Annotated in this window: 15 protein-coding genes; 10 read left to right on the top strand and 5 right to left on the bottom strand. The window is 50.0% G+C overall.

Annotation, left to right across the window (positions count from 1 at the left end):
• Positions 1-3: 3 nt before the first annotated feature.
• Entirely contained in the window at positions 4-645 is a 642-nt protein-coding gene (locus tag FXF61_RS11010) for a pseudouridine synthase (protein ID WP_151185310.1), read from the top strand.
• Between the two features lie 51 nt (positions 646-696).
• Here the strand turns inward: FXF61_RS11010 and FXF61_RS11005 are convergent, their stop codons facing one another.
• Together FXF61_RS11005 and FXF61_RS11000 are read right to left on the bottom strand one after the other, a co-directional pair.
• Positions 697-897: a DUF2788 domain-containing protein gene (locus tag FXF61_RS11005; protein ID WP_151185309.1), complete on the bottom strand. Its 201-nt coding sequence runs from the start codon at positions 895-897 to the stop codon at positions 697-699.
• A 231-nt stretch (positions 898-1128) separates the two neighbouring features.
• Complete coding sequence (locus FXF61_RS11000) at positions 1129-1608, bottom strand: Lrp/AsnC family transcriptional regulator (protein ID WP_151185308.1); 480 nt, start codon at positions 1606-1608, stop codon at positions 1129-1131.
• Positions 1609-2072: 464 nt separating this feature from the next.
• On the opposite strand from FXF61_RS11000, the gene FXF61_RS10995 reads away from it, so the two are divergent.
• The gene (locus tag FXF61_RS10995; RefSeq protein WP_151185307.1) at positions 2073-2567 is read left to right on the top strand and encodes a glutathione peroxidase; all 495 of its coding nucleotides are present in this window, start codon (positions 2073-2075) and stop codon (positions 2565-2567) included.
• A 70-nt stretch (positions 2568-2637) separates the two neighbouring features.
• Here the strand turns inward: FXF61_RS10995 and FXF61_RS10990 are convergent, their stop codons facing one another.
• The gene (locus FXF61_RS10990; RefSeq protein WP_151185306.1) at positions 2638-3621 is read right to left on the bottom strand and encodes an outer membrane protein assembly factor BamD; all 984 of its coding nucleotides are present in this window, start codon (positions 3619-3621) and stop codon (positions 2638-2640) included.
• A 150-nt stretch (positions 3622-3771) separates the two neighbouring features.
• Here FXF61_RS10990 and rluD point away from each other — a divergent pair, with 150 nt between their 5' ends.
• The 6 genes from rluD (at position 3772) to FXF61_RS10960 (ending at position 11717) form a co-directional block, all read left to right on the top strand.
• The gene (gene rluD / locus FXF61_RS10985) at positions 3772-4746 is read left to right on the top strand and encodes a 23S rRNA pseudouridine(1911/1915/1917) synthase RluD (protein ID WP_151186088.1); all 975 of its coding nucleotides are present in this window, start codon (positions 3772-3774) and stop codon (positions 4744-4746) included.
• On the top strand, positions 4743-5492 hold the full coding sequence (gene pgeF, locus FXF61_RS10980) for a peptidoglycan editing factor PgeF (protein ID WP_256663408.1): 750 nt from the start codon (positions 4743-4745) through the stop codon (positions 5490-5492). Before rluD ends, pgeF begins: the two co-directional genes overlap by 4 nt.
• Before the next feature lie 208 nt (positions 5493-5700).
• Positions 5701-7383: a fatty acid--CoA ligase gene (locus FXF61_RS10975; protein ID WP_151185305.1), complete on the top strand. Its 1683-nt coding sequence runs from the start codon at positions 5701-5703 to the stop codon at positions 7381-7383.
• 210 nt (positions 7384-7593) lie between these two features.
• Positions 7594-9471 carry a DUF1302 domain-containing protein gene (locus FXF61_RS10970; RefSeq protein ID WP_151185304.1) on the top strand — a complete coding sequence of 626 codons (1878 nt, stop codon included), beginning with the start codon at positions 7594-7596 and terminating at the stop codon, positions 9469-9471.
• 81 nt (positions 9472-9552) lie between these two features.
• Positions 9553-10923 carry a DUF1329 domain-containing protein gene (locus FXF61_RS10965; protein WP_151185303.1) on the top strand — a complete coding sequence of 457 codons (1371 nt, stop codon included), beginning with the start codon at positions 9553-9555 and terminating at the stop codon, positions 10921-10923.
• A 470-nt stretch (positions 10924-11393) separates the two neighbouring features.
• Positions 11394-11717 carry a DUF1820 family protein gene (locus FXF61_RS10960; protein WP_151185302.1) on the top strand — a complete coding sequence of 108 codons (324 nt, stop codon included), beginning with the start codon at positions 11394-11396 and terminating at the stop codon, positions 11715-11717.
• Between the two features lie 134 nt (positions 11718-11851).
• Here FXF61_RS10960 and FXF61_RS10955 read toward each other — a convergent pair whose 3' ends face one another.
• Positions 11852-14509, bottom strand: a complete 2658-nt coding sequence (locus tag FXF61_RS10955) for a DEAD/DEAH box helicase (protein ID WP_151185301.1) — start codon at positions 14507-14509, stop codon at positions 11852-11854.
• A gap of 143 nt (positions 14510-14652) precedes the next feature.
• On the opposite strand from FXF61_RS10955, the gene FXF61_RS10950 reads away from it, so the two are divergent.
• Positions 14653-15507: a carbon-nitrogen hydrolase family protein gene (locus FXF61_RS10950; RefSeq protein WP_151185300.1), complete on the top strand. Its 855-nt coding sequence runs from the start codon at positions 14653-14655 to the stop codon at positions 15505-15507.
• Positions 15504-16946: a metalloprotease TldD gene (tldD, locus tag FXF61_RS10945; protein WP_151185299.1), complete on the top strand. Its 1443-nt coding sequence runs from the start codon at positions 15504-15506 to the stop codon at positions 16944-16946. Before FXF61_RS10950 ends, tldD begins: the two co-directional genes overlap by 4 nt.
• Positions 16947-17011: 65 nt before the next feature.
• On the opposite strand, the gene yjgA is transcribed toward tldD, so the two are convergent.
• Positions 17012-17536, bottom strand: coding sequence for a ribosome biogenesis factor YjgA (yjgA, locus tag FXF61_RS10940; protein WP_151185298.1), 525 nt, complete (start codon positions 17534-17536; stop codon positions 17012-17014).
• Positions 17537-17597 lie beyond the last annotated feature (61 nt).

Raw genomic sequence — 17597 nt, 5'->3', positions numbered from 1 at the left:
ATAATGAAAAAGCCTGTCAAAACGCGTAATCAATCGTCTTATAAGCGCAGGTCAGGTCCGGCAGCACAGCGCAAGACGGTCGAGCCCGAGCAGCCGTGCTTATTAATGCTCAATAAACCCTTTGATGTCTTAACTCAGTTCACTGATGAGCAAGGGCGTGCGACGTTAAAAGATTATGTGCCCATTACTGGAGTTTATCCCGCCGGTCGCTTGGACCGCGATAGCGAAGGCCTAGTATTGTTGACTAACAGTGGCCGTTTGCAAGCACGCATTGCTGATCCGCGGTACAAATTGGCTAAAGTGTACTGGGTGCAAGTTGAGGGTGAGCCGCAAGATGAGCAATTGCAGCGTTTACGTGCTGGTGTAGAGCTGAAAGATGGCTTAACCGCTCCTGCGCAAGTCGAGCCTATTGCTGAGCCCGATTTATGGCCGCGTACACCGCCAGTGCGTGAGCGCAAATATATTCCGACGGCATGGCTGCAACTGACGATTTATGAAGGCCGCAACCGTCAGGTTCGGCGCATGACTGCAGCAGTGGGCTTGCCAACCTTGCGCCTAGTGCGGGTGCAAATTGGTGATTGGCATTTGGCTGATTTAGCCAGCGGACAATGGCGTGCGCTTGCTGTGCCTAATATCGATCAGTGAGCGGGTAGTGTCTGTCGCAAGAGGGCTGCTAGCGCCGCTAATAGAGAAGGTTTATAGACCTTTTACTGCAATCACTATGGTTTTAATCAAAAAGCCCAATACACCAAGGCCTAAGGCAAAAAATAATACAGCGGTGCCATAGCGGCCTGCTTTAGATTTTTTGGCGAGATCCCAGACTATAAAAGCCATAAATAAGATCAACCCGCCAACTAAGACGGTCACCATTAGGCTTTCAAATGTTTCAGTTTCCATGGTAATTCCAAATGTTATACAAGCACATAAGACTTGTTGTGATAGACCTTTGAGGTTTATCAGAGTGTTTACAGAGAATCAATCTAGCTCACTTAAACACCACCACGTGCTTGAGCGGTCATTTGAGCCCTTATTGTACGCCATAAGCCTGGCGATGTAAGAGTGAGCATGTTTTGCCATATAAAAATACTATCGAAACTGAACTGTCGTGGCTGGCTCTAGGTGTTGCTATCAGGTGTGTAAGTGACTCAGCGGCAACGCTGTTGAAAGCTGTACATGGTTGAGTACAAAGCTTGAGCGTACGCTGGTGACGCCTTCAACGCGCGTGAGTTTTTCTAGTAAAAACTTTTGATAATGATCCATGTCTGGGACGATGACTTTAAGCTGATAATCCGCATCCATGCCGGTGATAAGGCTGCATTCCAGCACTTCTGGCCATTGGCTAATATGTTTTTGGAAGTTCTCGAAGCGCTCAGGTGTATGCCGGTCCATACCGATTAACACGTAGGCGGTTAAGGTTAGCCCTAGTTTTTTGCGGTCGAGCAATGCCACGTACTTATGAATATAGCCTTCTTCTTCTAAGGTTTTTACGCGTCTTGAGCAGGGCGAGGCTGATAAGCCGATACGCTCTGCCAGCTCCTGATTGGATAGATGGGCATTGTCCTGCAGTGCTTGCAAAATACGTAAATCGTAACGATCAAGCTTGTCCATACACACCTCAGATCCTAGTTTGATTGCTGGCTATTATCTCTTATTGGTTTTTTATTGCTAGTATTTTTGTTTGTGCGAGAATTTGTTGCTTAAAATTTAAATTTTAAGGCAAGTGCGCAAACATTAACTGCAAGCTTCTATGTAAACTAAACGCAAGTTCACAGCTTGTACAGCATCTATGCCCATGAGCGCCGCCTTTACCGAGATGGCGCAGGTTAAAACGCCTTACCGGGGGTTTGTCCAGCAAGTTCGATCATCTCAGCCGATGCTCGATTGAACCGACAGCACAACTGTTGATAAGGGCGCATTGAAGGAGCACCAGCCAAGGTTGCTCCTTTTTTGTATCTGCTGAACCATGCTGCTGCATGCTTTATTTGGCGCAGCCATCGTAGGATGAATAAGCGTTGTGACTCTGCGATAATCCATTCTTATGGATTTTAGTTAAGCAGCATAGGGGATGTAAAATGAGTGCTTTGCATGGTTTAACACTCGTAGCATTGGATGGCGCTGAGTTGCCGTTGGCGCAGTTTGCAGGTGGTCTGCTACTGATTGTCAATGTCGCATCAGAATGTGGTTTAACACCGCAATATGCTGGTTTACAGGCGTTGCATGAGCGGTATCAAGCGCAAGGTTTCAGTGTGTTAGGCGTGCCCTGCAATCAGTTTGGTAAGCAAGAGCCCGGAACTGCAGCGCAGATTCGTGATTTTTGTGTTGAACGTTTTGGCGTAACTTTTCCTCTGGCAGAAAAACTGCAAGTCAATGGCGCTGGCAATCACCCGCTGTATCGCTTGCTTGCAGGTGAGGGTGCTGAGTTTCCGGGTGAGATTGCGTGGAATTTTGAGAAGTTTTTGTTAGATGGTGAAGGGCGTGTTCTCGCTCGATTTTCCTCGCGTACAGAGCCGGATGATCCAGTGCTGTTGCAAGCTATTGAAGAGGCATTGGCAGGACAAGCGCGCTAGTTTTGTGGTGCTAGAATTAAAAAAGGAGGCTTATAAGCCTCCTTTTTAGTTTGCACGGCGCAATGTTGAGTTACTTTCCGAAGACACCAAAAGTCAAACGGTTCAGCCAGCTGCGTTTAGGCTGATCGTTATCAATCGCAGTGCGTACACTGTCAGGTATTTGCTCAGCTGCATCTTCATACTGACGAATCACATCTTTGCTGGCTTGTGTCTGCTGCGGGCGTAAGTCTTCCTTGCCGCCGATAAAGCCCAAAGTTGCTTTGCTTAACCATGAGCGGTTATCGGTGTCTTTTTCCCGTGCTTTAAAAGTGCCACTGGCTAAGCTTGGGTGCTCAGGGTAGTTCAGCTGCAAGGTGCTTAAGCTGGTTTGTGCTAAGTCAGGCAGTGCCAAATGCTGGTATGACTCAGTCATAATCGCCAGTCCGTCGCCGACTGCGGGTGTTTCCTGAAAGTTTTCCACGATATAGCGGCCACGATTTAATGCGGCAACATAGGACTGGCGCTTAAGGTAGTAGTGCGCCACATGCACTTCATAGGCGGCCAACAGGTTGCGCAAGTAAATCATACGTTGCTTGGCGTCGGCGGCGTAGCGGCTATTAGGATAGCGATTGGTCAGCTGGGCAAACTCATTATAGGAGTCACGCGCAGCACCTGGATCACGTTGCGTCATATCCAAAGGCAAGAAGCGCGTGAGTAAGCCGCGATCTTGGTCAAAAGACGCTAGGCCTTTCATGTAATACGCATAGTCAACATTGGCATGCTGTGGATGTAGACGAATAAAACGATCCGCTGAGGCGCGAACGGCCTCTGGCTCTGAGTTTTTATAGTACGCATAAATCAGCTCTAATTGCGCTTGTTCAGCGTAACGGCCAAAAGGGTAGCGTGATTCCAGCGCTTTTAATTTTGCGATAGCAGAAGAGTAGCTGTTCTTCTCAAGATCTGTTTGCGCTTGTTGGTAGAGCGCTGTTTCGCTTAGGTTTTCATCAATATCTTTGGACGCGCAAGCGCCTAATAAGGTAAAAAGAGCGATAAATAGCAGGTGCCGTAGATGCATGATTGGGTACGCCGGTAAACGGTCGGCTGACTTGCAGTGAGCCGTCCTGTTATAGTAAACACCCTGAATCGTGATTCAGGGCAAATAATGCTGTATTTAACCACAAGCGTGCGCTTGAAACCAAAGCCTACGCACTCTCTGTTGATGAGTATGCCAACAAATACGACCGAAACAATTCAATTATACGCAAAGGTTCCAGTGGAACTGGGTGGTCAACGCTTAGATCAGGTTGCAGCGCAGGTGTTCCCAGAACATTCCCGTTCACGTTTAACTGCCTGGATTAAAGAAAACCGCCTAACGGTTGACGGTAAAATCTTGCGTCCGCGCGACACCGTTTACAGTGGTTCTGAGTTAGAGCTCACTGCTGAGCGTGAAGCTCAGGGTGAGTGGCTCGCACAAGATATACCATTGGCTATCGTTTATGAAGATGAGCATATCCTAGTTTTAAATAAGCCTGCGGGGTTAGTGGTGCACCCTGCTGCGGGGAATCCCGATGGTACTTTATTAAATGCGCTGCTGTTTCATGTGCCAGAACTGATTGAAATGCCTCGTGCTGGCATCGTCCATCGTCTGGATAAAGACACCACAGGTTTAATGGTGGTGGCGAAAACCCTTGAGGCGCACACCAATTTGGTTGATCAGCTGCAAGCGCGTAGCGTGGGTCGCACTTATGAAGCCATTGTGGTGGGGGTGATTACCTCTGGCGCCACCATTGATGCGCCGATTGGTCGTCATGGTCAGCAGCGTCAGCGCATGGCGGTGATTGAAAGCGGTAAGCCTGCGATCAGTCATTACCGTGTTTTAGAGCGTTTCCGCTCGCACACGCACACACGAGTGATCCTTGAAACGGGACGTACCCACCAGATTCGCGTGCACATGGCTCATGTTGGTTTTCCTTTAGTCGGTGATCCGGCCTATGGCGGACGCTTTCGTATTCCGCCGGGGGCAAACCCAACTATGCTGCAAACCCTTAAAGAGTTTCCACGGCAAGCCTTGCATGCGCGCTTTTTGGAGCTTGATCATCCCGCTACAGGTCAGCGCATGAAGTGGGAAGCACCCCTACCAGAAGACTTTACTTGGTTGCTGACCTTGCTGCGTCAAGACCGTGAGGCGTATGTCGGTTGAGTCGTGCAGCTGTGGCTTGGCCAGCCGATTGGCTGATACCTGATTGGCCAGCACCACAGAATGTGCGTGCTTGTGTTACCACACGTAGCAGTGGTGACAGTGTCGAGCCTTTTGCGTTTTTTAACCTTGGTGAGCATGTTGGTGACGCATCTGAGCAGGTGCAACGCAACCGCCAGTACCTCGCCGAAACCTTGCAGTGTCAGCCGACTTGGCTCAACCAAGTGCATGGGGTGTCTGTGCTGGCTGCCGATGCAACACAAACCCGCACAGCAGATGCCAGTGTCAGTCGAGAAATCGGTTTAGCCTGCTGCATTATGAGTGCCGATTGCTTGCCGGTTTTATTCGCGGATCAAGCCGGCACCTGTGTCGCCGCAGCGCATGCCGGTTGGCGCAGCTTGGCCGCAGGCGTGTTAGAAAACACTGTCGCCAGTATGCAGGTGGAGCCGCAGCAGATTATCGCGTGGCTGGGGCCGGCAATCGGTCCTGCTGTGTTTGAGGTGGGTGGTGAAGTACGCGATGCCTTTGTGCAACAGCATGCTGTTGCTGAGCAGGCGTTTGTGCCGAGTAACAATCCAGAGCGGTGGCTGGCTGATATCTACCAGTTGGCGCGTATCCGTTTAGCCGCTTGTGGCGTACAGGCCGTGTATGGTGGTGGTTTGTGTACGCTGACTGATCCGCGTTTTTATTCCTATCGCCGCCAGCCGGTAACCGGACGCTTTGCCAGCCTGGTGTGGTTGGCTGAGTAGCAGTTATTCCATCCTTGGCCAAACACTATCCTCTGTGCTCACCTAAATAGGCTGTTTTTTGCAGGCTGACGCAGGCCGTTGCTATTCTGTGTGCGCATGCTCGTATTAAGCAGTTATCCTTTCGCGATTCATCCTTTAGGTTGATGCAGTGCTACATAGGTTGGCATACCTTTGTTTTACACATTTAAAAATAACAACAGGTATTGCCATGTTACACACGCGTATTCTGCCCGCTGCTGAGAATGCACATGCCTCTCCCTTGCTGATCAAAAGCCTTTTGCTATCCGGTGCACGTTACGAAAGCAGTCGCGAGATTGTTTACCGTGATCAGCTGCGCTACAGCTATGCCACCTTTGTTGAGCGCATTGCGCGCCTAGCCAATGTGCTCACTGAAATGGGGGTTAAGGCTGGCGATACCGTGGCGGTGATGGATTGGGACAGTCACCGTTACCTTGAGTGCATGTTTGCTGTGCCGATGCTCGGGGCTGTGCTGCACACCATCAATGTGCGTTTATCGCCGCAGCAGATTCTCTACACCATGAATCATGCCGAAGATCACTTTGTTTTGCTCAATAGTGAATTTGCTGAGTTGTATGCTGCGATAGCAGATGATTTGACCACGGTTAAAGCGACCTTATTACTCACCGATGCCGCCGAGCAGGCGGTTGAATTGCCGAATTGTGTTGGCGAGTACGAGGCTTTACTAGCAGCTGCGCCGCCGACCTACAATTTTGCTGAATTTGATGAGAACTCGGTCGCCACCACTTTTTATACCACCGGTACAACCGGTAACCCCAAGGGCGTGTATTTTACCCATCGCCAGTTGGTCTTACACACGCTGGCGATGGCGTCAGTGGTGGGCAGCATCGACAGCGTGCGCCTGTGTGGCACTGATGATGTCTATATGCCGATTACCCCAATGTTTCACGTGCATGCTTGGGGTATGCCCTATGTCGCAACTATGCTGGGCTTGAAGCAGGTGTATCCAGGCCGTTATGACCCCGAGTTTTTAATTGAGCTTTGGGAACGTGAAAAAGTAACCTTCTCGCATTGTGTGCCAACCATTGTGCAAATGCTCCTGAGCGCCAAAGCGGCGCAAGGTAAAGATTTTAAGGGCTGGAAGTTGATCATTGGTGGCAGTGCCTTGCCGCGCGCTTTATATGATGCAGCGCTGGCGCAAGGGATGCAGCTGACCGCGGCCTACGGTATGTCAGAGACTTGTCCGCTAATTTCTGCAGGGGTACTCAATCAGCAGCTGCAAACGGCCAGTGAAGATGAGCGTGTGACTTATCGAATAAAAGCCGGTATTCCAGTGCCCTTGGTTGAGGCCGCGCTAATGAATGCCGACGGCGAGTTTATTGCGCAAGACGGCGAGCAGCAGGGTGAACTAGTCTTGCGTGCACCTTGGTTGACGCAAAATTACTTGCGCGAACCCGAACAGGGCGAAGCACTATGGACGCATGGCTGGATGCATACCGGTGATGTTGCCACTATTTGCGAAATGGGCTTTATAGATATTCGTGACCGTATTAAAGATGTGATTAAAACCGGTGGTGAGTGGGTGTCATCGCTGGTGCTGGAAGACTTGATCACTCGCCATCCAGCAGTGCGCGAAGCGGCGGTAGTCGGTGTGCCTGATCCGCAGTGGGGCGAGCGCCCGTTTGCCATGCTGGTTGTGCAGGCGGGTGAGGATATGGACGCGCGCACCCTGAAAGAGCATCTTAAGCCTTTTGTTGAACAAGGGTTACTCAGTAAGTGGGCGATACCGGGACAGGTAGCAGTTGTTACCGAACTACCCAAAACCAGTGTTGGTAAATTGGATAAAAAACGTATCCGTCAAGATATTGCGCAGCAGCAAGCGGGTGCTGAAGTATTTTTGTCGACCTTGTAAGGCACGTCTTTGTAGGGGTAGACATATGACTTATAGGTCATAGATTTTATTGGCATGCTTGCTGCATTAAGGGTATAGATAGAGTGTGCATCAGCTTAAAAGCCGTCAGATTAGAACGGTTAGTTTGACTAATCAGCCTTTTGGTTGATTAGCCCAAAAAAGTGGTTGGTTATACTGCCAACAGCCAAAATAACATTCGGAGTTGCATTCATGACTACAAAAAACCAACACATCTGGCGACTGGCAAAACTGCCAATGGCCGTCGGCCTCGCCTCATTATTGGCTGGGCCAGCCTCCGCAATCACTTTTAATATCGGTGAAGTTGAGGGATCATTTGACAGTTCTTTATCAGTTGGTGCCAGTTGGTCCACTGCTAAACCAGACAAACGCTTTATCGGTAACGCCAATGGCGGTACTGGCTTTACACAAACCGGGGATGATGGACGTTTAAATTTTCAGCGCGGTAAAACGTTTTCACAGATTTTTAAAGGCCTGCATGACCTAGAATTACGCTACAAAGACACTGGGGTGTTTTTGCGCGGTAAGTATTGGTATGACGCAGAATTGCAAGACGGCAGCCGTCCACATAAAGACATCAGCAATAAAGGCCGTAAAGAGGGCGCCAAGACCCGCGGTGTAGAATTGCTGGATGCCTTTGTTTACCACAACTACGCCATTGCCGATCAGCCAGGTACTGTGCGTTTAGGTAAGCAAGTGGTGAGCTGGGGTGAAAGTACCTTTATCATGAACTCCATCAACTCGATTAACCCGATTGATGTGTCTGCATTCCGCCGCCCAGGCGCAGAGCTGAAAGAAGGTCTGATTCCGGTCAATATGTTCTTTGTTTCACAGAACTTGACTGATCAGCTGTCGATGGAAGCCTTTTATCAGTTGAGCTGGAAGCAAACAGTTGTCGATAACTGCGGTACGTTCTTCTCAGGTGCTGACGTAGCGGCAGATGGTTGTAATGATAACTATCATATTCTTAATAAGCAGCTTACCCAAGGCATCGTTTTACCTAGCTTGGGTAAGCTGGAGAGTTTAGGGCTTGGTGTTCAGGCTTCAAAAGAGGGATTGATGATTCCGCGTGGCAGAGATAATAAAGCCAAAGATGATGGGCAGTGGGGTACAGCATTTCGTTGGCTCGGTGATAATACCGAGTATGGTGCCTACTTTATGAATTATCATAGCCGAACGCCTTTCTTGAGTACACAGAATGCTGATGCAGCCACCTTGGCTGGAGCGCTTGCTACGGGTGTTCCAATTTTACCTTCACCTCCATATCCACCCAATACGCCAAACCCAAACTATATTCACCCACTTGCACCGGCAGCGGTCCTAGTTGGGCGTGGCAATTATTTCATGGATTATCCAGAAGATATTCGCCTTTATGGTTTAAGCTTCTCTACTACCTTACCTACAGGTACGGCATGGCAAGGTGAAATCAGCTATCGCCCAAATATGCCTGTGCAAATTAATACCCAAGATATGACTTTGAAGCTGACTGCTGGAGTTTCAGGACTTTCTACAGGTGCTACTAGCATGCAGGATTATCAGGGACGAGCTGGCCAGAACAACCGAGGTTATGACCGTAAAGAAGTGACGCAGATCCAAACCACTTTTACCCACTTCTTTGATCAAGTACTTGGCGCAAGTCGTGCTACTGTGGTTGGTGAGGTAGGCTGGACCCATGTCGGTGGGCTAGGTGATACGCGTTACGGACGTGACGCTATCTTTGGTTCGCCAGAAAGTATTATTCCTGACAGCCCAACATCAGCACAAGCACATGGCTGGCACGGTTTTGTCACCAAAAACTCATGGGGCTACCGTGTCCGCGGTATCCTAGATTACAGCGATGCCTTTGCCGGTATTAACTTGCACCCGAACATGGCATTCTCACATGACGTAGATGGTTATGGTCCGAACGGTCAGTTTAACGAAGGTGCTAAAGCTGTTAGCTTTGGTGTAGACGCTGACTACCAGCACACCTATACCGCTAGCTTGTCGTACACCAACTTCTTTGATGGTCGTTACAATACGCTAAAAGACCGTGACTTTGTTTCTATGAGCTTCGGCCTTAACTTCTAATCACTTGGCTCAGTGCTGGCGTGGGTCAGCACTGAGCGCTGTGTGTCTCCCAATTTTTTGACGCTTAGGAAGACTGAATCAATGAGAACAAATAAAACTTTGATGCAAACTGGCGCAGCATTTGTGTTGTCGCTGTTTGCTGCCAGTGTGATGGCTGCTGTTTCTGCAGACGAAGCAGCAAAACTAGGTACAACTTTAACTCCGATTGGTGCTGAAAAAGCAGGTAACGCTGCAGGTACAATTCCTGAGTGGACAGGTGGTTTGGCCACTGACGCTGCTGCAGTGGACGGCAGTGGTTTCTTATCCAACCCGTTTGCCGATGAAAAACCGCTGTTTACCATTACCGCACAAAATGTTGAGCAGTATAAAGACAACTTAACACCGGGTCAGATAGCGATGTTTCAACGCTACCCTGACAGCTACCGTATGCCTGTCTACACCACGCATCGTTCGGTAAGAATGCCTGCTGAAGTGGTTGAGGCGGCTAAAAATAATGCCCTCAATACTAAGATGGTGCAGGGTGGTAATGGTTTAGAGAACTTTGGTGTGGCTAATGCCTTCCCCATTCCACAAAATGGCTTGGAAGTGATCTGGAACCACATCACCCGTTACCGTGGCGGCAGTGTTAAGCGCTTTGTAACACAAGCAACCCCACAAACTAATGGCTCTTACTCACTGGTTTACTTTGAGGATGAGTTCGTATTCCCGAACAAGCTCAAAGATTACGACCCGAGCCAAGCAACAAACGTGCTGTTTTACTTTAAGCAGAAAGTCACTGCTCCTTCACGTTTAGCCGGTAACGTATTGCTGGTTCATGAGACCTTGGATCAGATTAAAGAACCACGCATGGCGTGGTTGTATAATGCTGGTCAGCGTCGCGTGCGTCGTGCGCCACAGGTGTCCTATGATGGTCCAGGTACCGCAGCGGATGGCTTGCGTACTTCCGATAACCTCGATATGTACAACGGTGCGCCTGATCGTTATGAGTGGAAGCTTAATGGCAAAAAAGAAATGTACATTTCGTACAACAACTACGAGCTGGACTCGCCCAAGCTTAAATATGATGACATCATTAAAGCTGGTCATATCAACCAAGATTTAACCCGTTATGAGCTGCACCGTGTCTGGCATGTGACTGCAACCCTGAAAGATGGCGAGCGTCATATTTACGCCAAACGTGACTTCTACATTGATGAAGATACCTGGCAAGCTGCAGCCATTGACCATTACGATGGCCGTGGCAACCTGTGGCGTGTCGCAGAAGCGCATTCGATGCACTACTTTAACAAGCAAGTGCCTTGGTATTCGCTGGAGGCCTTGTATGACCTGCAATCAGGTCGTTATTTAGCACTGGGTATGAAAAACGAAGAGAAACAATCCTATCAATTTGGCTTTGAAGCCACTACAGGTGAGTTCACGCCTGCTGCATTGCGTCGCTCAGGTGTACGTTAATTAGCAGGTGACAAGGTAGCGCTTAATTTAAGCGCTGCAACAAAAAAGCCAAGCCTGGTGCTTGGCTTTTTTGTATTTATCGTTTGGCTTGCAGCTTGCGGCTTTAGTAATGTCTAAGATTTGCTTGTTGTGTGCATAGCTTAAACATTTATATTGCCTATTTATCAGGCAAAAAAAGACCCGCACAAGTGCGGGTCAAAACCGTGTTTAGCCTGATGAGGAGATAACATTAAAAAACCGACCTGTTGGCTTTTAGTCATCGGCTGATCTTGCGATCAGTTGTGCTAATAATAACGATTCTCATTTGTATGTCAATACTTTAATGTGAATATTTTTAGCATGTCCGGCTTAACGGATGGTTTTGAGTGATGCTATCGTGCCTAGTGTTGCTAGTAAGTCGCAGTGACTGAAGCTGCAGGGCGGTGAATATGTTAAGCTGCGCGGCTGTTAACACATGAGTTTTATCCGTTATGAGTAAAGTTGAAAACCCGATTTTTAAGGTGATCTTTGTCAATCAAGGTCAAGTCTTTGAAATGTATGCAAAAGCCATTTATCAAAGCGACCTCTGGGGCTTTTTAGAAATAGAAGAGTTTGTCTTTGGTGAGCGCACCCAGGTCGTAGTGGACCCCAGCGAAGAAAAACTTAAAGCACAGTTTGAGGGTGTGATCCGCAGCTACGTGCCGATGCATGCCATTGTCCGTATTGATGAGGTGGAGCGTTTAGGTGTGGCGCGGATCAGCGAAGCGGCGGCAGGCAATATCATGTCGTTTCCGATGCCAGTACCAAGTAAGTGACATAGCGATTAAACGTGTAAAAGTTGTGTATGCATGCGCGCAGTTTTTCTGTCCTATTATTCACTTTCGCTGCTCCTAAAATCGTAGGTTGGGCAGAGCAAAGGCTGTTCGCGCTGAATATAACTGCTTGGTTTTTAACGCTCGAGCGGTGCGAGTAAGGCATCAATAGTGGCATCATCAAAACTGGCGCTGACGCTGGAGCCGCCGTCCAGAATACTGTTGGCTAACGCTGCTTTATATTGCTGCAGGTGTTGGATTTTTTCTTCTACACTACCGCGCGCAATCAGCTTGTAAATAAACACCGGCTTGTTTTGCCCGATACGGTAAGCGCGGTCACTGGCTTGTGCTTCAGTGGCAGGATTCCACCAAGGATCAACATGGATCACAGTGTCGGCTGCGGTTAGATTTAAGCCCACGCCTCCGGCTTTGAGACTGATTAAGAACACCGGCACGTCCTCATTTTGAAAGCGCTGTACCGGTGTGCGCCGGTCAATGGTTTGTCCGGTTAATTGCACGAATTCAATCTTGGCTTTGTTGAGCTCATCGGCGATCAAAGCCAACATGCTGGTAAATTGTGAAAATACTAAAATACGGTGGCCTTCCGCGGTTAAGGTGCGCAGCATCTGCAGTAAATGCATAATTTTGGCTGAATCTTTGCTGCTGTAGTGCTGTGCATCGTCCTCGCTGAGCAGGCGCAAGTCGCAGCACACTTGGCGTAGCCGCAGTAGCGCCTCCAGCACAACAATATGGCTGCGTGCGACGCCAACTCGCTGGATCTCATCTCGCACTTTTTTATCCATGGCCAGGCGCAGGGTTTCGTAACGGTCGCGCTGTGCGCTGCTAAGATCGATGTGCTGAGTGATTTCTGTTTTGGCCGGTAACTCGCTGGCTACTTGCAGCTTAGTACGCCTTAAAATAAAGGGCTTGAGGCGGCCTTTGAGGTGGCTTAAGCGTTGCTCGTTGCCATGTTTTTCAATGGGTGTGCGGTAATGGCGAGCGAAGCTTTTAGCATCACCGAGCCAGCCTGGCATTAAAAAGTTAAACAGCGACCAAAGCTCGCCTAAGTTGTTTTCCAGTGGTGTGCCAGTTAGGCACAGGCGTTGTTGCGCACGTAGCTGGTTGACGCAAAGAGCGGCTTTACTGCGTGGGTTTTTGATGGTTTGTGCTTCATCCAGAATCAGTAAATGCCAATCCTGCGCAATCAACTGCTGGCTGTCACGCGAGAGCAGGGCGTAGGTGCTGATCACAATATCGGCTTGGGCAATCTCAGCAAACAAGCGTTGGCGCTGTGGCCCGTGCAGCGTGAGCACCTTTAATTGTGGGGTAAAACGTGCCGCTTCATCTTGCCAGTTGGCGATCAAGCTGGTGGGCATAATAATCAATGCAGGCTGTTGTAAGCGTTGCGCGTTTTTCTCGCTAAGAATGTGCGCCAAGGTTTGTAGGGTTTTGCCCAATCCCATGTCATCTGCCAAGATGCCGCCCATGCCGATTTGCATCAGGTTTTGCAGCCAAGTTAAGCCCTCTTGCTGATAATCACGCAAGGTGGCGTTAAGGCCTGCAGGGGCTGAAACTAAACTGTGTAAGGGCTCTGCCAATCGCTCAGCCAGCGCTTGAATGCCGGCGCCGCCATGCCACTCAATGCCTTGTGTTTGCAGTTGGCTTAGGCGCGCGGCTTCTTGGCGGGGTAGCTGCAGTTTGTTTTCATCTGTCAGTGCTTCACGGATATACAGCTCACTCAAGGTGCTCAGTACAGCGCGAATACGCGCGTAAGGTAGCGCCACACGTTGTCCATTTTTACCCACGTGCACTAACACCACATCACTGTCGTCACGCTGGGCGATATAGTCGGGATCGAGCAGTTTTGGTGATTGACGAATCAGCTGCAATAAAATCGGCAACAAGCTAATGGCTTGACCGTCCACTTCAATGCCCAGCTCGACAGAAAACCAGTCTAGGCTGGGTGATTCGTCAACTGCGGCGTACCAGTGATCGATAGGCAGTAGGTTAAACTGAAAGTCTTTGAGCATCACCACGTGCCAGCCTTGCGCTTGCAAATCCTGTAAAGGCTGCTGCATAAAGGCCAACCATGCCCGCTCGCTAGGCAGCTCGTAAGCATCGCCGGCACTCTCCGGTACAGCATCGCTGCGGCGCATCGACAGCTGCCAGCCGAGTTTTTTTAACTGTTCACGGCAGCTGCTCTCAAAGCCCAAATCGCGGGTGATGCGCAAGCGTTGGTAGGGGCCGGTGCTGGCTAGAAAATCAGCTGTCGGCTTGCCGCTGCATAAATGACCTTGGTAATTAAAAGCCAGCGCGGCACGGTGTTGCACTGTGGTTTGCATGCGCGCGCTGCGGGCGTCGTAACGTTTGAGGATGACGCTCCCAAAGGTCAGTTGCGGCTGCGGTGCTGATACCGGCGCATCGGTAATTTGTAAGCTTTGCGCGGCTTGCTTTTTGCTGGCTGCGCTTGGCAGGCGCGGCGGTGTTTGACCTTGCTGTTGCATCTGCTCAAGGGTCAGCAGGGCAGCAACCACATGTTTACAGTTGTAGCTAACATAGCAAGAACAGCGGCCATTGACATCGTAGTGGCCATCGCGTGCCAGTAAGGTGATGGTTTGTAGGTAAGTTTGCCCAGCCGAGCCCTTGCACTGCGCTGTTAGCGTGCTGTCTTGCAGGTTCAATACAGTGCTGCGATTTTGTGCAGCATAGGCTTTGCCGCGCTGAAAATCGCCGAGCTGAATGGCTTGCCGCCATTGCGCGCATTGCAGGTTATCGATGTTGAGCGTCTTAGACATAGGCACATAAAAAGTAAATAAGCTTAATAGTATGGCATAAGCGGCTTAGCTATTGTGTCCCCTTGCTGGCACTGTAAAATCGCATTTTACTTGTTTATCCACACAGCAAGGTTATTTATCAAGTCGCGAGGTATGCAGCGTTTATGACGGTCGCAGTGATTCAGATGGTCTCGAGTGAGAATATTGCTGCCAATCTGGCCAGTGCTCGCCAGCTGTTAGAGCAGGCTGTTGCAGTGGGCGCGCGCTTAGCAGTGCTGCCAGAAAACTTTGCCGCCATGGGTCATAGTAATGTCGCACAGATCGCCCGTCTTGAAGCACAGCAGCAAGGCCCGATCTTACCTTGGTTAGCCCAGACTGCGCGCGAGCTCGGCTTGTGGCTTGTTGCTGGGACAGTTCCCTTGTTGGCAAAGGGGCAGCTTGAGGGTAAACCCTGTGCCAGCTCTTTACTGTTTAATAGCGACGGTGAGTGTGTTGCGCGTTACGATAAATTGCATTTGTTTGATGCTGCAGTTGATGATCAACAAGGCAGTTATAAGGAATCTGAGCGTTATGCTCAAGGACAGAGTTGTACAGTGGTGGACACACCGGTTGGCCGCTTAGGCATGACGATCTGTTACGATTTACGCTTTCCTGAGTTGTATGCTGCGTTGCGTGATGCCGGTGCTGAGTTGATTAGCGTACCATCGGCGTTTACCGCACTGACCGGCGTAGCGCATTGGCAGGTGTTATTGCGCGCTCGAGCGATTGAAACCCAGTGCATGCTGCTGGCAGCAAACCAAGGTGGGGTGCATGGCTTAGGACGTGAAACCTATGGCCACTCAGCCATTATTGATGCCTGGGGCAGTGTCTTAGCCGAGTTACCGAGTGGTGCCGGCTGTATAACGCATTGTTATCCGCGTGCTGAGCAAGCGGCTATCCGCCAACGTATGCCTGTATGGCAACATAAACGATTTTCTGTTGCGCAATTAGTGCGTACAGACACAGAGGACACACAATGAGTGATTTGTTAGCCAGCGCCAGTTCTGTTTTGTTGGCACCGACTGGCTTAGAGATAGGGCAATTATCCGCAGTATTTAGCGAGTTGGCAGGGCCGGGTATCGATGCAGCCGATTTGTATTTTCAAAATCGTATTTCTGAAGCCTGGGTGCTGGAAGAAGGCATCGTTAAAGAAGGCAACTTCAGCCTTGATCGAGGTGTCGGTGTGCGCGCACTCGCCGGTGAGAAAACCGGATTTTCTTACAGTAATGCCTTGACCCTGCCTGCGCTTTTACAAGCAGCACAGGCTTCGCGCAGCATTGCCCGATCAGGCCAGCAGGTACAACCGGTAGCGATCCAGACGGTTGCGCATACGTCATTATATCCAGCGGATAACCCACTGGAGGTGATCAGCCGCGAAGAAAAAGTTGCGTTACTTAAAGAAATAGATGCTGCCACGCGAGCGTTGGAGCCCCGTGTTTGTCAAGTTACGGTGAGCTTGACCGGTTCGTGGGAGCAGATTTTAGTGGCTACTTTGGACGGTCGCCTCGCGGCTGATGTGCGGCCTTTGGTACGCTTTAACGTCAGTGTCATTATTGAGCACAATGGCCGCCGTGAGCGCGGCACCGCCGGTGGTGGTGGTCGCACTGATTACCGTTACTTCTTAGAAAATGACCGCGCCATGGGTTATGCCCGCGAAGCGATACGCCAAGCCCAAGTCAATCTTGAAGCGATTGCTGCTCCTGCAGGTACCTTGCCAGTGGTGCTCGGCCCAGGCTGGAGTGGTGTCTTGCTGCATGAGGCGGTTGGCCACGGTTTGGAAGGTGACTTTAACCGCAAAGGCAGCTCCGCTTACAGCGGTAAAGTGGGCCAGCAAGTGGCGTCATCGCTGTGCACCATTGTCGATGATGGTACCTTGGTGGGTCGCCGAGGCTCGCTCAGTGTTGATGATGAAGGTACGCCGAGCCAATACAATATGCTGATAGAAAACGGTGTGCTGCGCGGCTATATGCAAGACAGCATGAATGCACGCTTGATGGGTGTTGCGCCAACCGGTAATGGTCGTCGCGAATCCTATTCGCATGTGCCGATGCCCCGTATGACCAACACCTATATGCTGGCCGGTGACAGTGAGCCGGAAGAGATTATTGCCTCAGTCAAACGCGGTATTTATTGCGCTAACCTAGGTGGCGGGCAAGTGGATATCACCAGCGGTAAGTTTGTGTTTTCCACCAGTGAAGCCTACTTAATTGAAGATGGCAAAATCACTGCCCCGGTCAAAGGTGCGACCTTGATTGGTAACGGCCCGGAGGCGATGCGCCAAGTGTCGATGGTCGGCAATGATTTAGAGTTAGACGGCGGTATTGGTGTGTGCGGTAAGGCAGGGCAGTCCGTGCCGGTCGGCGTAGGCCAGCCAACCTTAAAAATTGACGGCATTACTGTTGGCGGTACTGGTAGTTGATTTTAGTGTATTGAGCGCTTAGCACAGCGGTTGCTGAGGTAACCGATGTGCTAGAAATGAGGGATTTATTTTAAACCGAGGCGCTGTTCATCTAAGTCACGTAGGTACCTAAAAATTTTACGTGAAGCGGTGGGCGCTTTATTACGTGCCAATTCATGTTGTGCGTGACGGATTAAACTGCGTAGGTGCTGAATATCTGTGGTGGGGTAGTCTTCAATAAAGCTTTGTAACGCGGCATCACCTTCGGCAATCAGACGGCTACGCCAGCGTTCCAAGGCGTGGAAGCGGTCATTGTATTCGCGGGTTTGACTGTCAACCAAGTTTACCGGCTGCATAATGGCATCAATATCGTGACCGCGCAGCAATTTACCGAGGAACTGCGAATGGCGTTTACGGGCAATATGAGCGGTATGTTTACTTGTTTCCGCCAGCGCTTTACGCAGCTCATCACTGAGCGGCATTTTATTCAGCAGTTCGGGTTTAAGGTCAGAAAGACGCAAGCCCAGCTCTTGTAGAGCCAGCATTTCACGTTTGATTTGTGATTTGCTTTTTTCTTCTTCGTCCAGCGAGTCGTCGAGGTAGTCAGACATAACGGCGTTCCAATCAATTAGGACGCTATGATAACAGAGCAAGGCTGATACTTTGATAGGG

This window comes from Pseudomonas sp. C27(2019), assembly GCF_008807395.1.
Lineage (GTDB): Bacteria > Pseudomonadota > Gammaproteobacteria > Pseudomonadales > Pseudomonadaceae > Denitrificimonas.
The sequence above is the reverse complement of the archived record's forward strand: the minus strand, read 5'-3'. Positions and strand labels throughout refer to the sequence as shown.

Excerpts from the sequence above, each read along its gene's own strand:
- FXF61_RS11010 (WP_151185310.1), top strand. The coding sequence starts at position 4 with ATGAAAAAGCCTGTCAAAACGCGTAATCAATCGTCTTATAAGCGCAGG.
- FXF61_RS11005 (WP_151185309.1), bottom strand. The coding sequence starts at position 897 with ATGGAAACTGAAACATTTGAAAGCCTAATGGTGACCGTCTTAGTTGGC.
- FXF61_RS11000 (WP_151185308.1), bottom strand. The coding sequence starts at position 1,608 with ATGGACAAGCTTGATCGTTACGATTTACGTATTTTGCAAGCACTGCAG.
- FXF61_RS10995 (WP_151185307.1), top strand. The coding sequence starts at position 2,073 with ATGAGTGCTTTGCATGGTTTAACACTCGTAGCATTGGATGGCGCTGAG.
- FXF61_RS10990 (WP_151185306.1), bottom strand. The coding sequence starts at position 3,621 with ATGCATCTACGGCACCTGCTATTTATCGCTCTTTTTACCTTATTAGGC.
- rluD (WP_151186088.1), top strand. The coding sequence starts at position 3,772 with ATGCCAACAAATACGACCGAAACAATTCAATTATACGCAAAGGTTCCA.
- FXF61_RS10975 (WP_151185305.1), top strand. The coding sequence starts at position 5,701 with ATGTTACACACGCGTATTCTGCCCGCTGCTGAGAATGCACATGCCTCT.
- FXF61_RS10970 (WP_151185304.1), top strand. The coding sequence starts at position 7,594 with ATGACTACAAAAAACCAACACATCTGGCGACTGGCAAAACTGCCAATG.
- FXF61_RS10965 (WP_151185303.1), top strand. The coding sequence starts at position 9,553 with ATGAGAACAAATAAAACTTTGATGCAAACTGGCGCAGCATTTGTGTTG.
- FXF61_RS10960 (WP_151185302.1), top strand. The coding sequence starts at position 11,394 with ATGAGTAAAGTTGAAAACCCGATTTTTAAGGTGATCTTTGTCAATCAA.
- FXF61_RS10955 (WP_151185301.1), bottom strand. The coding sequence starts at position 14,509 with ATGTCTAAGACGCTCAACATCGATAACCTGCAATGCGCGCAATGGCGG.
- FXF61_RS10950 (WP_151185300.1), top strand. The coding sequence starts at position 14,653 with ATGACGGTCGCAGTGATTCAGATGGTCTCGAGTGAGAATATTGCTGCC.
- tldD (WP_151185299.1), top strand. The coding sequence starts at position 15,504 with ATGAGTGATTTGTTAGCCAGCGCCAGTTCTGTTTTGTTGGCACCGACT.
- yjgA (WP_151185298.1), bottom strand. The coding sequence starts at position 17,536 with ATGTCTGACTACCTCGACGACTCGCTGGACGAAGAAGAAAAAAGCAAA.